This is a genomic window from Candidatus Acidiferrales bacterium, assembly GCA_035934015.1.
Classification (GTDB): Bacteria; Acidobacteriota; Terriglobia; order Acidiferrales; family UBA7541; genus DAHUXN01.
In genome coordinates this window covers 11,272-26,834 of sequence record DASYYH010000008.1, presented here as the reverse complement: position 1 = coordinate 26,834, position 15,563 = coordinate 11,272, and the positions used below count along the sequence as shown (strand labels likewise).

At 57.8% G+C, this 15,563-nt stretch carries 15 protein-coding genes; 4 read left to right on the top strand and 11 right to left on the bottom strand.

The window, feature by feature from the left end:
- Positions 1 to 29: 29 nt before the first annotated feature.
- From VGR81_04370 to selD, 3 genes are all read right to left on the bottom strand, one after another.
- Positions 30 to 626, bottom strand: coding sequence for a metallophosphoesterase (locus tag VGR81_04370; GenBank protein ID HEV2288168.1), 597 nt, complete (start codon positions 624 to 626; stop codon positions 30 to 32).
- On the bottom strand, positions 623 to 1,831 hold the full coding sequence (locus VGR81_04365) for a metal-dependent hydrolase (protein ID HEV2288167.1): 1,209 nt from the start codon (positions 1,829 to 1,831) through the stop codon (positions 623 to 625). The genes VGR81_04370 and VGR81_04365 overlap by 4 nt, the downstream gene beginning before the upstream one ends.
- Positions 1,832 to 1,903: 72 nt before the next feature.
- Positions 1,904 to 2,983, bottom strand: a complete 1,080-nt coding sequence (gene selD / locus VGR81_04360) for a selenide, water dikinase SelD (GenBank protein ID HEV2288166.1) — start codon at positions 2,981 to 2,983, stop codon at positions 1,904 to 1,906.
- Between the two features lie 134 nt (positions 2,984 to 3,117).
- On the opposite strand from selD, the gene VGR81_04355 reads away from it, so the two are divergent.
- Positions 3,118 to 3,615, top strand: a complete 498-nt coding sequence (locus VGR81_04355) for a hypothetical protein (GenBank protein HEV2288165.1) — start codon at positions 3,118 to 3,120, stop codon at positions 3,613 to 3,615.
- Positions 3,616 to 3,631: 16 nt separating this feature from the next.
- Here the strand turns inward: VGR81_04355 and VGR81_04350 are convergent, their stop codons facing one another.
- From VGR81_04350 to VGR81_04330, 5 genes are all read right to left on the bottom strand, one after another.
- Positions 3,632 to 4,051 carry a polymer-forming cytoskeletal protein gene (locus tag VGR81_04350; GenBank protein ID HEV2288164.1) on the bottom strand — a complete coding sequence of 140 codons (420 nt, stop codon included), beginning with the start codon at positions 4,049 to 4,051 and terminating at the stop codon, positions 3,632 to 3,634.
- A 35-nt stretch (positions 4,052 to 4,086) separates the two neighbouring features.
- Positions 4,087 to 5,040: a ParB/RepB/Spo0J family partition protein gene (locus tag VGR81_04345; protein ID HEV2288163.1), complete on the bottom strand. Its 954-nt coding sequence runs from the start codon at positions 5,038 to 5,040 to the stop codon at positions 4,087 to 4,089.
- Positions 4,988 to 5,794, bottom strand: coding sequence for an AAA family ATPase (locus VGR81_04340; GenBank protein ID HEV2288162.1), 807 nt, complete (start codon positions 5,792 to 5,794; stop codon positions 4,988 to 4,990). The genes VGR81_04345 and VGR81_04340 overlap by 53 nt, the downstream gene beginning before the upstream one ends.
- 130 nt (positions 5,795 to 5,924) lie before the next feature.
- Complete coding sequence (rsmG, locus tag VGR81_04335; protein HEV2288161.1) at positions 5,925 to 6,536, bottom strand: 16S rRNA (guanine(527)-N(7))-methyltransferase RsmG; 612 nt, start codon at positions 6,534 to 6,536, stop codon at positions 5,925 to 5,927.
- Between the two features lie 52 nt (positions 6,537 to 6,588).
- Positions 6,589 to 7,305, bottom strand: a complete 717-nt coding sequence (locus VGR81_04330) for a CPBP family intramembrane glutamic endopeptidase (protein HEV2288160.1) — start codon at positions 7,303 to 7,305, stop codon at positions 6,589 to 6,591.
- 17 nt (positions 7,306 to 7,322) lie between these two features.
- Here VGR81_04330 and purD point away from each other — a divergent pair, with 17 nt between their 5' ends.
- Entirely contained in the window at positions 7,323 to 8,708 is a 1,386-nt protein-coding gene (gene purD, locus VGR81_04325) for a phosphoribosylamine--glycine ligase (GenBank protein HEV2288159.1), read from the top strand.
- 78 nt (positions 8,709 to 8,786) lie between these two features.
- Positions 8,787 to 9,314, top strand: coding sequence for a 5-(carboxyamino)imidazole ribonucleotide mutase (purE, locus tag VGR81_04320; GenBank protein ID HEV2288158.1), 528 nt, complete (start codon positions 8,787 to 8,789; stop codon positions 9,312 to 9,314).
- A 29-nt stretch (positions 9,315 to 9,343) separates the two neighbouring features.
- Here the strand turns inward: purE and VGR81_04315 are convergent, their stop codons facing one another.
- Complete coding sequence (locus tag VGR81_04315) at positions 9,344 to 10,381, bottom strand: hypothetical protein (protein HEV2288157.1); 1,038 nt, start codon at positions 10,379 to 10,381, stop codon at positions 9,344 to 9,346.
- Between the two features lie 285 nt (positions 10,382 to 10,666).
- Here VGR81_04315 and VGR81_04310 point away from each other — a divergent pair, with 285 nt between their 5' ends.
- Entirely contained in the window at positions 10,667 to 11,152 is a 486-nt protein-coding gene (locus VGR81_04310; protein HEV2288156.1) for a pentapeptide repeat-containing protein, read from the top strand.
- Between the two features lie 29 nt (positions 11,153 to 11,181).
- Here the strand turns inward: VGR81_04310 and VGR81_04305 are convergent, their stop codons facing one another.
- Positions 11,182 to 12,675 (bottom strand): sigma-54 dependent transcriptional regulator, encoded by a 1,494-nt coding sequence (locus tag VGR81_04305; GenBank protein HEV2288155.1) that lies wholly within the window; start codon positions 12,673 to 12,675, stop codon positions 11,182 to 11,184.
- Positions 12,668 to 15,487, bottom strand: a complete 2,820-nt coding sequence (locus VGR81_04300; protein ID HEV2288154.1) for an ATP-binding protein — start codon at positions 15,485 to 15,487, stop codon at positions 12,668 to 12,670. Before VGR81_04300 ends, VGR81_04305 begins: the two co-directional genes overlap by 8 nt.
- Between the last annotated feature and the right edge of the window lie 76 nt (positions 15,488 to 15,563).

The window sequence follows — 15,563 nt, the reverse complement described above, 5'->3', positions numbered from 1 at the left end:
TGTTCAATTGCGGGCGCAATCTTTGTGTCTTAGGCCAGTTCGAGAAGATAGCCCGCTTTGCCGACGTTGAAGCAGCGCGTGCGGCCAATCTGGTCACTCTTTCCTGCGCATTCGTGGATGTGTCCGCAGAAAAGCATCTCAGGCTGCTCGCGTTCGATCCATCCGCGCAGCGCCGTGCTTCCAGCATGTTTGCCTGGCGCAAATTCGTCGAGCTTCGAGCCGTGCGGCGGCACATGCGCGACCAGGTAAAGCGGCGTAAGGTCGCGAAACTTTTCGAGTGTCTCGGCGATTTGCTCTTCGGTGTATTCCCCGGGCGTATTGAACGGTGTGATGTTACTATAGCCGAGCCCCGCCCAGTGCATTGGGCCAAGCTGTCGCGCCTTATGGTGAAAATTGACAAGTCCAAAGCGCGCGCAAAATTTCTCGATGTCCTCAGCGTTTTCGTGGTTGCCGGGAATCACCCACACTCGCTCGCCATATTTTTGGAGCAGCGGTCCGCAGCGCTCCAATCCGTGCCCGAATGTAGCCAGATCTCCCGCGACAATGTAAACGTCCGCGGAGTTCGCCAGGCATTTTTCCAGCGCGTTCAAATCACCATGAATGTCGCTGAAAATTTGGATTTTCATTGTGTCTTGTCCGCCTTTGACCCGCCACGTGGAAAGTTTGGCCCGCGCTGAATCCAGCCGTAATGCAGCAATTTACCTTGTGCGTCGAAAATCACTCCAAAGGTGAAAGGCGTCGGCCCGCGCTCACTGCCTTCGAAAAAACGAGGGTCCGCGTATTCAACTATATTCCTGTCGCCGACGGCGAAATAACGAACCACCGGGAAGCGTGCAAACCAAAGATAAGTCTGCACCGGCTCGAGCCGCGCTGCCTCAGCAATGAATTGGTTCGACGGCGAATCAGCGACAAAATGAAAATTCGCATCATGTGAATTCAGCAACGAAAAACTCGATTGATAAACTCCCGTCGGCGTCAGAATCATCCCATTCCAATCCAGCATCGACGGCGGAAGCGGAAGCGCGCCAATCCTTTCGATATCCACATGATGGCTATCGGCAAACGCCCGCACGCGGTCCATCGCGACGTGATGCGCCACGCCGCAGGCAATCACGTAAGCGCATGCGACCGCAAATCCAGCCTGGCACCACCTCGCGCGGCCGATACGGCTTCCCCAGTGTCCGCGCGCCGGCAGAAAGCAGAGCGCCATGAAAATTGCCACCGCAATCGCGACTACCCCCAGTGAAAATGGAAATCCGGCTGCCCCCGCAAGCGCCCATGCGCCGAGCGCCAGAATTGCAAAAAAAACAAACATCGCGCCGCCACGCTTACGGCTTACAGAAGGATCGTCGTGCACCCACGCGATGAGCTGCGGGACAAGCAGAAGCGCGGTGAAAACAAAATCGATGATAAAAAGCCAGTCCCAAGCGACGCGATCCGTTGAAAACGGATTGAGCAAGCGCGTCCCGAAAGACGTAAACCCGTCGAGAATAATGTGGCTCGCGATGCCCGCGGCATAAATCACAAAGAGCATCGCGAAGGATGGGCAGCGTATCTCGCGGCGCGTCCGCTTCGCATACCAGATAACGCCGGCGCGCGTGAGCCATGCGAGCGCCGCGGCGAAAATCGGCAGTCCCACAAACGAATGCGCGAATCCGCGGTGGTACCGTGCAATCGCCAACGGATCGTGCGAAGCAGCATCAACGAAAATGTCGACGTCCGGAAAAACCGCGCCGAGCGTCGCCGCAAAAATCGCCACGCGTGCGTTGCGCTTCGAAAAAAATGATTTGCCGATTAGCGCGCCGGCAATGCCGTGTGTAACAGGATCCATAACCGAATCGAAAATAGTTTACACGAAGTGCCTGCGCGGCATTCGATCGGCCGCGAGATGCCCACGCACGCGCTATACGACTTCGATGAGCGGCGATCGTTTCGCGACGACCTCGCCGATTTCTGCGCCGCGCACGGCGTGGCGTTCGAGCGCTGCACAGGCCGCCGCGGCGTGCTCGCGTCCAATGGCGAAGAGAAACCCACCCGATGTTTGCGGGTCAAACAGCAAAGCACGAATTTCCTCCGACACATTGCCCGCGAAGCCGACGCACGACTCAATGAACTCACGGTTGCTTTTCAGTCCGCCGGCGAAAAAACCGCCGCCTGCCGCCTCGCGTGCACCCGGCAGAAAAGGAATTTTCGCTGAATCGATCCGGAACGATGCATTGCTCCCCGCCGCCATTTCTCTCGCATGGCCAAGCAGCCCGAAGCCGGTAATATCCGTCACGGCATGAACCGCAGAGCCGTCCGCTGTCGTCGCTTCGATTTCGTGCAGTGCATCCGCTGTGCCGCAATTCAGCCGCGCCATCGACGCATTCGCCGCGTCCACAGCCTCCGCTCCTGCCTTCCCAGCCTTGAGCGCCGTAGCGACGACTCCCGTGCCGATCGGCTTCGTCAGAATCAAGACATCACCGGGCCGCGCGCCGACGTTGCGCCAGATTTTCTTCGGATCGATGATTCCCGTCACTGCGTATCCGAATTTCAAATCCTCGTCGCGCACGGAGTGTCCGCCCAGAATCGTGCAGCGCGCTTCATCCATCTTCGATAACCCACCGCGCAAAATCTGTTCCAGCACAGCTGCGTCGCCATCTGGCGGAAATCCCACAATCGAAAGCGCCGAAACTGGCTTGCCGCCCATGGCGTAAATATCGCTCAGTGAATTGGCCGCGGCGATTTGACCGAACGTAAACGGATCGTCGGCGATCGGCGTCAAAAAATCGACGGTTTGAACCAGCGCGAGGTCATCCCTCAGTCGATACACGCCTGCGTCGTCGTTGGTTTCAAAACCAACAAGAAGATTCGCATCAGTCGGCCGTGGTAAGCGGCGCAGCACGGAGTCCAAAAGACCTGGACTCAGCTTGGCCGCTCAACCCGCAGCCTTGGCCGCCGACGTCAATCGCACGGGGTTCGCCAAGGACGCTTTTCTCCTCATTCCAAAAATCGAAAGCGAACAATTATACGCCGCGCCGGCACAAATCAGGCACAAACGCAACGGCCACCATTTATTTGCTATCGCGCGAAGTGTAAAATCATTGTATGACTTCGTCTCGCACGCGAAACACGAAAATGGCAGCTGCTTTTGCACTTTTTGCCGTTGCCGTGTTCCTTCCCGAAGTCGTCTCTGCAGCCTGGCATGTTGCGCATGGAGAGACTGTCACTTTTCGCGGCTGGAAGGTCAATGTTCCCTTTGAATGGTTTGCGCGCAGCCAGGGTGAAGATATGACTGTCGAGCGAATGACGCGGCTTTCCTGGCTGCCGCATCCGGTGGTCGTTTTCGAACCTTCTCACTTTACGCGCCAGTATCATTTTCAGTCCGATGTATACGCAAAGTCCGAAGCCCTGGTAATGAAGGGAAAGGGATACCTGCCCAGCGGTCAGCGAACTCTCGAGATTGCCGGCGCGGACGGGCTGTGCTGGACGTTCGACTCCTCTGCTAGTCCCAATAACGTGTGGATTTCTTGCATCGTTCCGAAGGAGCTGACTTCAGCGGACTACAGCGGGCCAAAAGACTACGCTGCGAGTTTCTTCTCTCTGCTACAGCAGATCAAGCCTGCGAAGCCCTAACAGCGCCGTGCGTCTTTCAGCTTTGTACCGCCGACCGGATGGGAATAGCAATGGTGTGAGCCTCTTCGGCTTGCGTCGCTGCGGAAAGCATGTGGCACTGACCGTCGAGTACACCGCCGGAATGAATCACCAGGCAGGGAGCGTGAATTTCGCCCGTCACTACGCCTTTCGGCTGAATTTCGACGCGCTGCTTCGCGAAAATCTGCCCGTCGAATCGCCCGGCAATCGTCACATCGTTCGCGTGGATCTGGCCTTCAACCTTCGCGTTTTCCCCGAGCAGCAATCCATGCTCGGACGTGATGTCGCCTTTCACTTGCCCGTCGACGCGAAACATTCCGCCGACCCTGAGCTTGCCTTCAAAGCTCACGCTGTGATCAATAAATCCGGCCCATTCGGAAGAGCCGTTGGAACGCCCGCCCAGCCACTTCGAAGCCATCGGATGCCTCCCGCTCAAAGAGGAAACATCCGTAATTATCTCTCAGCAATGAGCCTGTAAATACGGTCCAAATCGGTGTCGTTGTAGTATTCGATAACAAGCTCTCCTGGGCGCAACGCGGTGCGCGGGCGAACGGAAACACGCGTTCCCAGGACGCGCTGCAGCTCCTCAATCGCCGCCCGCGTGTTTGCATCGATCTGCCCGCCCAGCGGCTGAGTCGCGCCACGCTGCCGTCGGCGCGTCGCCAAGCGCTCAATCGCTCGCACGGTCAAATTGCCGCGGGCCGCGCGCTTGGCAGTTTCTAGCCGCAGCCTCGCATCTTCGATCCCCAGCAATGCACGAGCGTGCCCTGCGCTCAACCGGCCGTCCTCCACGAGTTCCCTGACGGGTGCTTCAAGCCGCAGGAGTCGCAGCGCATTCGCCACTGTCACGCGATCCTTCCCCGTTCGCATCGCTGCTTCTTCTTGCGTCAGGTGAAACTCCTGGATCAGCCGGTCATAAGCGGTCGCCTGCTCGATAGGGTTGAGGTCCTCGCGCTGGAGATTTTCAACCAGCGTGATTTCCATCGCCTTCTCATCCGTTACGTCTCGAACCACCGCCGGAACTTTGTGCATTCCGGCAAGTTGCGCGGCGCGCCAGCGCCGCTCGCCCGCGAGAAGCTGGAAACGCGCCCCGTTTCTGCGCACGACAATGGGCTGGATAATTCCAGTCCGCGCAATGGACTGGGCCAATTCATCAAGCGCGGATTGCGAAAAGCGCGTGCGCGGTTGGTATGGGCTCGGCTCAATCACGTCGATGTCGATTTGCAAGACAGAATCGCCATCAGTTCGCTCAGGAACCCGCGCAGGGGCTACCGCCGCTCCAGCCACTGCACTGGTCGCCTGTGCCCCAGTCGTCCCGCCGACCTTGCCAACAGGAGTTGCCGGAGCCCCAGCTTCAGGCTCCCGAATGAGCGCGCTGAGCCCTTTCCCCAGAGCGTTTCTGGTCATTTGTGATAACCTCCTTCGCGAGTTGGATATAACTCTCGGCACCTTTACTATGTATGTCGTAGAATATGATTGGCTTTCCGTAACTTGGTGCTTCAGCTAGCCTTACGTTTCTTGGGATCGCGGTTTCAAATACCTGCGCCCCGAAGAAACTCCTGAGATCCGCAGCAACCTGTTTTGAGAGCGTCGTCCGGTCGTCGTACATCGTCAGAAGAATTCCCTCGACTGCCAGTGCCGGATTGATCGTTCGGCGCAGCCGCATGAGCGTATCGAGCAACTCTGCAACTCCCTCCATAGCATAGTATTCGCATTGGATCGGAACCAATACCGCGTCGCTCGCGGCCAAGGCATTGATGGTCAGGAGGTCGAGCGCCGGGGGACAGTCAATGAGAATGAAATCGTAGCGGTCGCGAATGGATTCCGCAAATCTCTTGAGTCGGAACTCCCTTTCTTCGGAGTTGACGAGTTCCACCGCTGCGCCCGCGAGATTCTTATCCGATGGGATGACATCGAGACCAGAAACCTGTGATGGAATGATGACGCGCTCGGCGGGTTCATCGAGAATGATTGCGTTATAGAGAGTCCGTCGCGTCGGGTCCTTCGGAAATCCCAAACCGCCCGTCGTGTTTGCCTGCGGATCAGAATCTATGACCAGTGTACGCCTCTCTTGCGCGGCGAGCGACGCACTGAGATTTACTGCTGTCGTTGTCTTCCCAACGCCACCCTTCTGATTGGCGATCGCGATAATGCGGCCCACGGCTCAACCTCGCACGTCGTGAGCGAATTTAGCAGAACGATATTTCGCGTTGCAATATGTTTCACGTGGAACAATGCAGTTTGATCAAAACTAAGAGGAGAATCTGGTAGAAATGTTCCACGTGGAACATTCAGTGGGGATTTTTCGGTGTCCCAGCTAGAATCATCCTGTTCGACGTACCAGGAATGAGCGTCGGCTCGCCCCAACTCCACTCAGAGACCGCGAGCAGGTCGCGGCAATCGTCTTTGCCGATCCACAGCAAGATTCGCCCTGCCGCGTCAAGTTTGCTCCTGGACCAGCTCAGGAACTTCGGCGTCACTCCCAAGGCGCGAGATGTGACGCAGGAAAGCGCCCCAGCCTCAATCGAAACGGCCTCAAAACTGGTGGGCTGAATCTCCACATCGCGAAACTCAAGAACGCGAACCACTTCGTGCAGAAAGGCGCACTTCTTTTTATTGGGATCGATAACCGTCACTCTGAGTTCCGGTCTCACGATTTTGAGCGCCAGACCCGGAAAACCAGCTCCCGTACCAACGTCGGCTAGCCGACCTTTTTCTATGGACCACTTTTTCAGGGCAAACAGGCTCTCGCCAAAGTGAAATCTCAGAATCTCATCTTCCGATTTCACGGCCGTAAGAGCGATCTTGCGATTCCAGGCCGTCAATAACTCAATATAGGCGCGGATTTTTGCGGATTCCGACTCGGAGACGGAGGTCCCGTATGGCTCCAAGATTCTGCGCATTTCCTCAAAGTTCATAATCTGCCTAACTCGCGCGATATCATCGCGATAAAGGCTAGCTAACGCTCGACCCGGCCCACATAGAAATCCCCATCCCTCTGGCCACGACAATTCCAGCCGAAATGTCCACGATAAAGTGGACGATGATGCATGGAACCAAACTGTCAGAGAAAATCCGCACGGCGGAAAAGACAATACCAACTATAAATGTAGTTATTAGTCCCCTCTTTCCTTGATACAGATGCGCTACGGCGAAAAATGCAGCTGAAACGATCGCTCCGGCAACCACCGAGTCATGCAGGACGCGCTGAAAGATAGTCTCGACAAAGCCGCGGAAAATAATTTCCTCGCAGATTGCCACCGTGGCCGCCAGAAACACCGCAAGGATGGCTTCGCGGGGCTCGCGGGGCAAGAGTTTTTCCGCAAGCCTCCATATCAAGCCGCGTTTTTCGGGAGGAAAAGAAATAAGCCGGCGAATTCCGTAAATTTGATTGAAGACGAGAGCGATCGAAAGTCCAGCGCTGATCCACAAGGCGCGAAGCGGCTCTGGGAAGGCAAAGCCGAGCGCCAATCGCGAAGTGCCGTGCACATAGCACCGCCAGAGAATCACGGCGGTCAAAGTCCATTGAAATAAGATCGTCGATGCGTAGAGCAAAACGCGTTCGGAGGAGGCCAGTGCTGGCTGGCCCAGCAATTCCCGCACGCGCACAGTGCTGCGCCACGGAACCGCAACACCCAGAACGCCGAGAATGAGAACGTAATCCCAGTGCATTGGAGCGGCGCGCTATTATGCCGTTTTTCGCCTGCGCGGGCGATGGGAAACGCAGTGTTGACACGCCGCAGACGCGCGCTTTATCGTGGCTTGCTGACTTTAAGCGAATGAAGATTCTTGTGATTGGCGGAGGCGGACGCGAGCACGCGCTCGTCTGGAAATTGCGCCAGAGCGCAAGCGTGGAGCGCATTTGGTGCGCGCCCGGAAACGATGGCATCGCACAAGACGCGGAATGCGTCGTGGCAAAAACCTCTGACGTAGACGCTCTCGCTGCGCTTGCTGAAAGCCTTCGCGCGGACTTGACTGTTGTCGGGCCTGAGCAGCCGCTTGTTCTGGGCATTGCGGACGAATTTGCCCGGCACGACCTGCTTCTCCTCGGTCCGTCGGGCGGCGCCGCGCGACTGGAGGGCAGCAAGATTTTCGCCAAGGAGTTCATGCGCCGGCATGGAATTCCCACAGCTTCGACCTACGGCACGTTCGATTCCGCGGCGAAAGCTCGCGAAGCGCTGGTCAATGCAGACATGCCCGTGGTCGTGAAAGCAGACGGCCTATGCGCAGGGAAGGGTGTCTTGGTGACGTCGTCCGCCGGCGAAGCGGCGACGTTCATCACTCGCCTCATGGAAAGCGACGACTTCGGAGCCGCCGGCAATCACGTGATTATCGAAGAATGTCTCCAGGGTCCCGAACTTTCGTATATTGTTTTGACCGATGGCGACCGCTTCGCCCCGCTAGCAGCGTCGCGGGACTATAAACGCGTTGGCGACGGAAACGCCGGGCCAAACACAGGAGGCATGGGCGCCATTTCGAGCGACGAGCTGCTGTCCGCGGAAATGGAGCGTGTAATCCAGGAAAAGATCGTTCGTCCAGCCATTGAAGGCATGGCCAACGACGGCACACCCTACCGCGGATTTTTGTACTTCGGGCTGATGATGACTCCGGCGGGCCCCAAAGTCCTGGAATTCAATTGCCGCCTTGGCGACCCGGAGACCGAAGCGCTGGTGATGCGCATGAATTTTGATCTGGCGGAGGCGCTTTTCGCAGCCGCCAAGGGACGCTTGGCAAGCGCGGAAATGTCGTGGGAGCCAAAAGCGAGTTGCTGCGTTGTCCTGGCCGCCGAAGGATATCCGCAAAAGCCGAAAATGGGCGCAGAAATTTCCGGCCTGCCGAGCCGGGAAAAATCATCCTCTGCAACCGTTTTTCACGCCGGGACGCGGAAACTCGATGGCCAATATCGCGTCAATGGCGGCCGCGTACTCACCGTCGCGGCGGCTGGCGAAAGCCTCGCGCAAGCGCGTCTGCGCGCCTATGCCGAGGCAAAAAAGATTTCGTTTGAAGGAATGCAGTATCGCGGGGACATCGGCGGCGAAATGGACCGCGCGGAGGGTGAAGTGGCTCGCCGTTGAGCAGAGGGCGCAAAAAGAATCCTGAATCCACTGTAACGCAGCACGCAGAAGCAAAATTCCATCCTTAAAGGAGGCGAGGTGGCGGCAAAGCAAAATGCAAAAGCACTTGTAGGCGTAATCATGGGCTCGGATTCCGATTATCCGGTGATGGCCGAGGCCGGCCGCATGCTGGAAAAATTCGGCATCGGATTTGAAGTCGAAGTTGTCTCCGCGCATCGTTCGCCCGCGCGTGCTGCGGAATATGCCGAAACAGCGGCCAGGCGCGGTTTGAAAGCCATCATTGTCGGCGCAGGCGGCGCAGCGCATTTGGCCGGAGTGGTCGCGGCGCTAACCACGCTGCCGGTCATCGGCGTGCCGATGCCCTCCACTTCGCTGAATGGCATGGATTCTTTGCTTTCCACCGTGCAAATGCCAGGCGGCGTATCCGTGGCAACGATGGCCATCGGAAAGCCAGGCGCAACGAACGCCGGAATTTTCGCCGCGCAGATTCTCGCTCTGTCGGACGCGGAAATCGCCCGCAGGCTCGCGGACTATAAGAAAGAACTCGACGCCGGCGTCGCGGAGAAGAGTGCGCGGTTGAAGCGTGAAATCGCCGAGAAAAAATAGTTCTGCTTTTGCAGGTTATTCGCCGAATTTCAGAATTCGCCCGGGCCTGTTGGCTTACCAGGATGCACCAGGCTCGGCGCGTTCGCGGGGCGCGCCGATTCGCTTCCCGGCAGCGGAACTTCGGGCGGCGGGGCAATGAACCAGCCGACTCCCATATCCTTGTTCACTTCCGCTTCGATCATTCGCGCATTCGGAGGGGCACTCGCTTGCAGCGAAGTGCGGAGAAATGCGGCAACGTCCACCGCCTGCAACTTTTCGATCTTGCCATCCAGAATTTGCTCTGAAATGGCGCGCATGCCCGGAGCCGCGGAAATCGCCGCGTTGATGCGCGAATCGCCGGCAGCCACGAGCGTTTCGAGCGTGTCGTTCGTCGGCACAGTCGGATAACTCACTTCCACGAGTCCTTGCGCCGCGCCCTTTTCCGGTGGCCACAACTGGGTATATTGCGGCTGAAGCGCGCGCGTCTGCCAAAAATCTCCTTGCTCGGGTTCCTGCTTCAGCGAATAGGAAATGAGCCAGACCTCCGGGCCGTAATCCTGCGCGTAGTCCGCCAGAACAATTTCGAGAATCGGCTCGTCCTCGCCGAGATGCAGGTCCCCATGAATATGGCGCGCAATTTGGTCCAGCCGGACGCGCACGCGGTCCGCGAGCCTCTCGATGTCTGTCGCCTCTCCTGTGTCTTCCCCCGCGCCCGTCGTCAGATGCGGCGCCTCAACCCCTCCTCCTATGGCAGGGAGCCGGGGCAGTTCCTGGTCCAGCCGCGCAAGTTCTTTTTGTTCGTCGGGCAGCCACCAATCGCCCGCGCCTAGAACGACGGCAATGCCTTCGCTGGCCAGAGAAACAATCATCGGCGGCCGCGTTCCAGGCTCAATCGGGTTTTCGAGCGTAGCGACCACGATTCCGTCCTTCGCCACGCCCACGACGACTCGCCCAGCGTAAAGATTCGCGACGATCTCTTCGGAGTTTTCCTGATCCTGTTGGGCCAGCGAGAGGTGCGGCATAACAACTCCCGCGGCCAAAATTCCCGCCGTAGTCGTGAAGACGACCGCAAGTAAAACCCATCTCATGGAAATCAGCGCACGCGCGCGAAGCCCGGAGATTACATCGCAAACCGCATGCCGGAAGGAAACCGCCGCAAGCCGCAAGGCCCAACCTCGATGGACGCGCTGACTACTACAACCAACTTACCACAGAAATCGCGGTAGGGATAAATCGCAAGGTAAAGAAGCGGCCCAATTTCTAGTAAAATACGGGGGCACAGAAACCTGCTAAGAGAGAAGGAGGCAGATCTGAAATCTCCGAAAAGTGTTCGTCATAATGGCAAGCGAGTCTCGGAAATTATCGAATCGCACGTGAAATTCACGAAGGGGCAGGAAGGCGGAGTACGCGCGGATTTTTCCGGCGCGGATCTGGCGGATATCAACCTTCAAGGCGCGAACCTCGCCTACGCGCTTTTCCACGGCGCCAATCTTGCCGGAGCCGACCTCCGCGACGCCAGATTGGGTGCCGCCGATTTCAGCAAAGCAAATATGAAGCGCGCCGATTTGCGGGGCTGCGATTTGACGGAAACGATTTTCGCCGGCGCGGATCTCACCGAAGCGCAGCTCGGCGGCGTGGAATTGTTCCGCGCGGACCTGAGCGGCGCGATTCTGCGCCGTGCCAATCTTCGCGCGGCCAATTTCCGCTACGCGAATATCCGCGGCGCGCAGTTGCAAGGCGCGGATGTGACCACCACCATCCTGCGCGAGACGGATTTGACCGGCGTCGATTTGTCCGGCCTGGATTTGACTACGACGCTTATGCCGCGCGGCTGGAAAGCGGCCGGGACGGCGAAGTAACTCGCGCAGATTCAGACTACAAGGGAGATTTACTTCGAGGCGGTGTAATTCGCGGCATCGGAATACTGCGAACCGGCCGCCGCGGCACCGCGCGCGGGATTGTTGCGCCGCCGCGTTTCGATGCCCAGGCGCTTGATTTTCTGGTTGAGCGTTGAGAGGGGAATCTGAAAGCGCTCCGCGGCCTCGGTCTGGTTCCAATTGGAATGTTCCAGCATGTCGAGGATGATTCGCCGCTCGACTTCTTCCAGGATCTCAAAGAGCGAGCGCGTGCTGGGACGCGATCCTGATTCGCCGGGCATCGGCGGCAAAAATTCCGCGAGCTGCAGCCGTACGCCCTTCGCCACCTCGCGGCTGCGCACGTTTTCCGGAAGCAAATCCAGATCCATCGTATCCTGCGTGGATAAGACAATCGCGCGCTCCACCACGTTTTCCAGCTCGCGCACGTTTCCCGGCCAGTCGTAATCCACCAGAACGCGCATCGCGGAATGCGAAAAATGCCGCAGCGGCTTCTCGTTGTCCTTCGAGAAGTGCTCGATGAACCGGTGCACAAGCAGCGGAATATCTTCCTTGCGTTCGCGCAGTGGCGGCAGGGCAATTTTGATGACGTTCAAGCGATGGTAAAGGTCCTCGCGAAAACGCCCCGCATGCACAAGCGAAAGCAAATCCTCATTCGACGCGGCGATGATGCGCACATCCACCTTGATCGTGTCCGTCGCGCCCAGACGCATGAATTCGCGCTCTTGAATCACGCGCAGAAGCTTGGCTTGCGTCTCCGGGCTGATCGTGCTGATTTCGTCGAAGAAAATCGTTCCCTGATCCGCCACTTCGAAAAGCCCCTTCTTGGAGCTCACCGCGCTCGTGAACGCGCCTCGCACGTGGCCAAAAAGCTGCGATTCGAGCAGGTCGACAGGAATCGAACCGGTATTCACGGGTACAAAGGGTTTTTCCGCGCGCGTCGAAGCCGCGTGAATCGCTTTGGCGATCAGCTCTTTTCCCGTGCCGCTTTCCCCGCTGATCAGCACAGTCGAGCGCGAAGGAGCCACCTGCGTCACCAGATCGAGCACCGCCAGCATCTTTTCGCTTTTGCCGACGATATTCGGGAAGTTATACCGTTCCTTGAGCGCGCGCTTGAGCTGCACATTCTCTTCGCGCAAGCGGCTGCCTTCGATGGCAATCGACACCTGTGCGAGCAATTCGTCATTGGACCACGGCTTCGTAATGTAGTCCTGCGCGCCATTTTTGAAGGCCGCGCGCGCCATGTCGATGGAGCCAAACGCGGTAATCAAAATGATGGAAAGATGCGGGTCGCGGCTGTGAATTTCGCGCAGCAGGTCGAGCCCGTTGCGGTCCGGCAGGCTGACGTCGAGCAGCAGCAAATCGAACGGACGGTCTTCCAGGCGCGCTAGGCCCGCTTCGCCTGTCTCTGCTTCGGTCACAATATAATCTTCCGAGCTGAGAAGAGCCTGCAGCCCTTCGCGAATCTCCACTTCGTCGTCAATGACAAGTATCGATCCTCTAGGCATGCACAGCCCTCTTTGCTACGGGGAACTCGAGCCGGAACGAAGTCCCTTTTTCCGGCGTCGACCGTACTTCCAGTTTTCCCGCATGCTCTTTGATAATGCCGTAGCTGACGGAAAGTCCCAATCCTGTGCCCCGACCCGAAGATTTTGTCGTGAAAAATGGATCAAAAACGCGGTGCAAATGCTCCGGACGGATGCCGATTCCCGTATCCGTCACTTCCACCTCAACCGAGCCATTCTGCGCAAACGTGCGCACTTCCAGCATTCCTCCATCCGGCATGGCGTCGCGCGCGTTCATGAAAAGATTCAGGAAAACCTGCTGAAGCCGCGTCGTCGATCCCAGGACAAGCGGTAATTGCTCTCCGAAATTGCGAATCACGTTGACTCGCGCCGTCTTGAAGGGGTGCTGTACCAGCGTGAGAGTTTCATCGATGATCGTGTTCAGGCTCACTTCCACGAACTCCGCGCCGCCCGTGCGCGAGAAGTTCAGCAAATTATTCACGATCTCGCTGGCCCGGAAAGTCTGCTTCACGATCTTGTCAATCGTCTTCTGCCGCAAATCTTCGGCGGGAATCTGCTTGGCCAGCATCTGCGTATAGTTCGAAATCACGGCAAGCGGCGTATTCACTTCATGCGCCACGCCCGCCGCCAGCAAGCCGAGCGATGTCAGTTTCTCGTTTTGCACCATCTGCTCTTCCAGCCGCACGCGCTGCGTGATGTCGTCCAGCAGGATGAGCCGCCCCAGCCGTTCGCCGTTCTTGCCGATCAGCGGTGCGAACGACGCATTGACGACGTAGCGCCGGCCATCGCGGTTATACAGGCGGAATTTGTAGATGCTCGCCACGCGTTCGTCGCTCGAGCGCGAAGCCATCTCCGCCACCAAATCCGCCGGCAATATCTCGTCGAGCGTATGCGTCACCGCTTCATTGCGAGAAATGCCCAGCATCCTCTCCATTTGCGGATTCCACGATTCGATGCGGTCTTCGAGGTCCACGGTCAGCACGCCGATGTAGAGCGATTCGATGATGTTCTCGTGGAATTCCTTCAGCCGCTCGATCTGCGTCGCCTTTTGCTCGAGCGAGTTGTACAGTTGCGCGTTTTCGATCGCGATGGCCACATAGCTCCCGATCGTATCCAGCAGTTCGATGTCGTCGCTGCTCAGGTAATCGCCGTCGACGGTTTTGCCCAGCCCCAGCACGGCCACAATGCGGTCGCGGAAGCGGCAGGAGATGAAGTAATTCAGCCCAAGAATTTCCAGCGTCCGCCGCACGGATTCCGATTCGCTCGAGCTTCGCGCCGATTCGAAGAACAAGCACGTCTGCGCCAGCGCCGGCCGCTCCGCCAGATTCAAGAAACTCAAATCCAAGCGTGATTCGGCGTGGAACCCAAGCGAGCGCGAAAAGAGGAACGTCCCGGGCTTAGCGGGATCTTCCAGGAAAATCGCCAGCCGGTCCACAAGCAGAGTTTGCGAGATGCGGTCCAGCACGGAACCCAGCAGGGGATCGATGCGCACTTCGTTTGTCAATGTGCGGCCAAATTCGATCAGCGTACGACGGTAATTCAGCCGGTCGCGATAAAAGAAATGATCCAGCCGCGCCTGCATCCAGTCGCGCACGGGCTGGAAGAGAATTGCGGCCACAACGATAGCGATGAGCGTTCCCACCGTGCCCACCGAACCCGTCGAATGAAACAGCAAGCCGATCATCGCCACCACGGCGAAATACACCGCGACAACAGCCGCAGTGGCTAGCGTATAGGCAAGCCCGCGCTTGAAGATGATGTCCACATCCATCAAGCGATAGCGAATGATGGCGTAGCCAAAACACAGAGGGATGAGGACAAGCGAGAAAGCCGAAGCCGTCATCCAGCCCGAGGGCACGATGCCCATGAGGAAGGGAACGATGTAACACGCCAGAAATGGCACGACGCCTGCGAATGTGCCGAAGGTGACCCACTTCAATTGTTGCCGCACCAGCCCGCTCGGCGCCCGCCGATAGCTATCGAGGAAAATGAACGCCGCAACCAGAAAGTACGCGGCCCAATACGCGAATTCTGCCTGGTCGAGAAAGAAGCGGCTCTCGATCGAAGGCATCAGGTCCAGCGTGCCAGACGCTACGCTGACATGCAGCGCGAGAAATGCCAGCGGAACAGCGTAAACCCCCGCGAGCCAGAGCTTGAGATTCCGCACGCGCCTCTGCGGAAAGACCAGCGCGAAATGCACCAGCAGCGCAGCCTGCAGCAGAAGAGCGGCAACATTCGACCAGTAAATCGTCCAATCAAAAGAATTCAGCTTTCCGCTGTAGTGGAACGCGTAAAAAATGAAGGAAACCAGACAAAATAGATAGAAATGAATCGCGCGCGGCGCCGACCAGCGGCGAATGAAAATAAAAAGACCAATGAAAAGATACAGTAACGACAGGATGCCGAAGCTATTCCAGATCAGGCTGGGGCGTTCCGCTGGCGCCGTGACAAGGTTCGCTTCGAATGCTATGCCATTGCGCGTCAGTCGGTACTCAACTCGCGACCATACGCCGGCACGCCACAATTGCTGCGTCACCTGCGGCGCGCGTTCTATGTGGACGCCATTGACGGATTGAACTGTATCTCCGGCGTGAATTCCAGCACGCACGGCCGGAGAATTGGCCTCCACACGCCACGCCTGAACGCCAGAGGAAGTGTCCAGCCAGGTTACGCCGTCGTCCGGCATGGCAAATTGCGATCGCTGTCGGTAGTTCAAAACGCCGAAAACGACCGCCGCGACAGTCAGAAATGCCAGAACTGCCGCTACCAGACGCGTTCGTATGCTGTCATTCATCCAGAGCGCCTAAGAACAACGACACTAATCCCCCAAATACTCAGCACGTCATATTCCAAAAGATGGTAACTCAGCC

Coding starts and splice junctions, on each gene's coding strand:
- VGR81_04370 (HEV2288168.1), bottom strand. CDS start 626: ATGAAAATCCAAATTTTCAGCGACATTCATGGTGATTTGAACGCGCTG.
- VGR81_04365 (HEV2288167.1), bottom strand. CDS start 1,831: ATGGATCCTGTTACACACGGCATTGCCGGCGCGCTAATCGGCAAATCA.
- VGR81_04355 (HEV2288165.1), top strand. CDS start 3,118: ATGGCAGCTGCTTTTGCACTTTTTGCCGTTGCCGTGTTCCTTCCCGAA.
- VGR81_04350 (HEV2288164.1), bottom strand. CDS start 4,051: ATGGCTTCGAAGTGGCTGGGCGGGCGTTCCAACGGCTCTTCCGAATGG.
- VGR81_04345 (HEV2288163.1), bottom strand. CDS start 5,040: ATGACCAGAAACGCTCTGGGGAAAGGGCTCAGCGCGCTCATTCGGGAG.
- rsmG (HEV2288161.1), bottom strand. CDS start 6,536: ATGCGCAGAATCTTGGAGCCATACGGGACCTCCGTCTCCGAGTCGGAA.
- VGR81_04330 (HEV2288160.1), bottom strand. CDS start 7,305: ATGCACTGGGATTACGTTCTCATTCTCGGCGTTCTGGGTGTTGCGGTT.
- purD (HEV2288159.1), top strand. CDS start 7,323: ATGCCGTTTTTCGCCTGCGCGGGCGATGGGAAACGCAGTGTTGACACG.
- VGR81_04315 (HEV2288157.1), bottom strand. CDS start 10,381: ATGAGATGGGTTTTACTTGCGGTCGTCTTCACGACTACGGCGGGAATT.
- VGR81_04305 (HEV2288155.1), bottom strand. CDS start 12,675: ATGCCTAGAGGATCGATACTTGTCATTGACGACGAAGTGGAGATTCGC.
- VGR81_04300 (HEV2288154.1), bottom strand. CDS start 15,487: ATGAATGACAGCATACGAACGCGTCTGGTAGCGGCAGTTCTGGCATTT.